Here is a 2,478-nt window from a genome sequence, read left to right as displayed (position 1 = left end):
CGGTGGGGGCGGGGCGCCCGTCCGGGGCCGCCGCCCGGGGCTCCGCCCTGGGTTTCCGCACGGGGCCCCGCCCCCACCGGCCTCAGGTGTCCCAGACCCGGCGGACCTGTTCGAAGCGGGTCGGCAGCGGAGGACGGCGCGCGGCGTACCGGGCGTTCGTACGGTGGACGAAGCGGCGCCAGGAGAGCACCAGCCCCTGCCGGGTGATGGGCAGCCCGGCGGCGACGGTCACGCCGTTGTCGTGGGTGTGGTGCACGGTGAGCAGCAGTGCGTCCGGGACGGAGCCCTCCAGTTCGGCGCACAGCTCCTCGCGCACCAGCAGCCAGCGGCGCAGGACCAGGATCGTGCCGGCGTCCAGGCCGTGGCGGCGCGGGATCCGGTGCTTGCCGTGTTCGATGGTCACCCATCCCGCGTCCAGGTCGAGCGACGCCATGGTGCAGCGCAGCAGACCGCCGTAGCGGGCGCCGCTGGCCCGGGCCAGCCCCACGATCACCGCGAGCCGTACCGTCTCCGGCTTCGCGCCGTTCTCCAGGGCCTGCACGGACAGCAGCCGCCAGATCCACTCCGCCTCCGCGGCCGACACCACCGGACGCGGATACCGGTCCTCGGCAGCTTCCGTCGTCACACCCTCACCTCCCGCTTGGCACATTATTTATGCCGCCGGAGGATTCACAACCCCAGATCGCTCAGGCCCGGGTGGTCGTCGGGGCGGCGGCCGAGCGGCCAGTGGAACTTGCGGTCCGCCTCCGTGATGGGCAGATCGTTGATGGACGCGTGGCGCTGCGTCATCAGACCGTGGGCGTCGAACTGCCAGTTCTCGTTGCCGAAGGAGCGGAACCAGTTTCCGGACGCGTCGTGGCATTCGTAGGCGAAGCGCACCGCGATGCGATTGCGCTCGTACGCCCACAGCTCCTTGATGAGCCGGTATTCCAGCTCCTTCGCCCACTTCCGGGTCAGAAAGTCGACGATTTCCGGGCGGCCGTGCGGGAATTCCGTGCGATTGCGCCAGCGGGAGTCGACGGAGTAGGCGAGGGCGACCTTTTCGGGGTCGCGGGAATTCCAGGCGTCCTCGGCCTGACGGACCTTCTGGAGTGCGGTCTCCCGGGTGAACGGCGGAAGCGGCGGTCGCTCGGTCACATTCTCTCCCTCGATGAGGCGTGCGGGTGATCCATGGATGACGGTTCACACGGTACGGTCGGCGCGTGCGTCTTGTGCTGATGTCGGACACCCACCTTCCGCGGCGGGCCAAGGAGCTGCCGCGGGAGCTGCTGGACCATGTGGCGCGCGCCGATGTGGTCGTCCACGCGGGCGACTGGGTCGACACCGCCACCCTCGATCTGCTGGAGGCGCGCTCGCGGCGGCTGATCGGCGTGTACGGCAACAACGACGGGCCCGAGCTGCGGTCGCGGCTGCCGGAGGTGGCGTACGCGGAGCTGGGCGGGCTGCGGTTCGGGGTGGTGCACGAGACGGGCGCGGCGCAGGGGCGTGAGCGGCGCTGCGCGCAGCGGTTTCCGGAGCTGGACGTGCTGGTCTTCGGCCACAGCCACATCCCGTGGGATTCCACATCGGCCGACGGACGGCTCCGGCTGCTCAACCCAGGCTCCCCCACCGACCGTCGGCGGCAGCCGTACTGTACGTTCATGACGGCCGTGATCGAGGCCGGTCGGCTGGGCGCCGTGGAGCTGCACCGGCTGCCGCCCCGCCGCTGAGGGCGTCGTCTCCTCGCGGCGTTTCCCCCGGGTGTGACCCGTCCGCCCGTTCCGCCCGTTCCTCTCGCCTCGCGCCGAGTTCTGCCCTTCCCTCTTCAGCCCCTGTCCCGTCCCCCTCCGTGGTGCTGATGAGGAGTGACTGATGACGGTACGGAGCGCTGCTTCCGTACGGCGCGCGGCGCTGGCCGCCGTGTCGCTGGGAATGTTCTGCGTCCAGCTGGACGCCTTCGCGCTGAATCCGGCGCTGCCCCGGATCGGCCGCGACCTCGGGACCGGCGGCGGGCTGCCGTGGGTGGTCAGCGGCTATCTGCTGGCGGCGGCCTCGCTGATGCTGGGCGCCGGGCGGCTGGGCGAGGTGCTGGGGCGGCGCGCGCTGCTCACGGCGGGCCTCGCGGTGTTCGGGGGCGCGTCGCTGGTGTGTGCGCTCAGCCCCTCGCTGCCGGTGCTGGTGGGCGCCCGGGTCGTCCAGGGAGCGGGCGCCGCGGTGGCCATGCCGGTGGGGCTGGCCCTGCTGACGCGCCTCTATCCGCCCGCGTTGCGCGGACGGGCCCTGGGGTGGGCGATCGGCGTCGGGGGCGTCGCGACGGCGTGCGGGCCGTTCGTCGGCGGGGTGCTGACCGAGGCCGTGTCGTGGCGCGCGGTGTTCTGGCTCAATGTGCCGGTCGCCGCGCTCGCGGCGGGGTGCGCGGCGCGGGCAGCGGAACCCGGGGACGAGGGCGCGCCGCGCCCGGTCGGCGGGACGGGCCTGGTCGCGGCGACCGCGGCGGTG

At 72.9% G+C, this 2,478-nt stretch carries 4 protein-coding genes; 2 read left to right on the top strand and 2 right to left on the bottom strand.

The window, feature by feature from the left end:
• Positions 1-82 precede the first annotated feature (82 nt).
• Both EEJ42_RS32310 and EEJ42_RS32305 read right to left on the bottom strand, forming a co-directional pair.
• Positions 83-625 carry a tyrosine-type recombinase/integrase gene (locus EEJ42_RS32310; protein WP_123105473.1) on the bottom strand — a complete coding sequence of 181 codons (543 nt, stop codon included), beginning with the start codon at positions 623-625 and terminating at the stop codon, positions 83-85.
• A 44-nt stretch (positions 626-669) separates the two neighbouring features.
• On the bottom strand, positions 670-1,137 hold the full coding sequence (locus EEJ42_RS32305) for a nuclear transport factor 2 family protein (RefSeq protein WP_123105471.1): 468 nt from the start codon (positions 1,135-1,137) through the stop codon (positions 670-672).
• A 65-nt stretch (positions 1,138-1,202) separates the two neighbouring features.
• On the opposite strand from EEJ42_RS32305, the gene EEJ42_RS32300 reads away from it, so the two are divergent.
• Together EEJ42_RS32300 and EEJ42_RS32295 are read left to right on the top strand one after the other, a co-directional pair.
• Complete coding sequence (locus tag EEJ42_RS32300; RefSeq protein ID WP_123105469.1) at positions 1,203-1,709, top strand: metallophosphoesterase family protein; 507 nt, start codon at positions 1,203-1,205, stop codon at positions 1,707-1,709.
• A gap of 142 nt (positions 1,710-1,851) precedes the next feature.
• A partial coding sequence (locus EEJ42_RS32295; RefSeq protein WP_123105475.1) for an MFS transporter occupies positions 1,852-2,478 on the top strand: 627 nt, incomplete at its 3' end.

It is taken from the genome of Streptomyces botrytidirepellens (genome assembly GCF_003721215.1).
Lineage (GTDB): Bacteria > Actinomycetota > Actinomycetes > Streptomycetales > Streptomycetaceae > Streptomyces > Streptomyces himastatinicus.
Note: the sequence above shows the minus strand (reverse complement) of the source record. Positions and strands in the feature narration are given on the sequence as shown.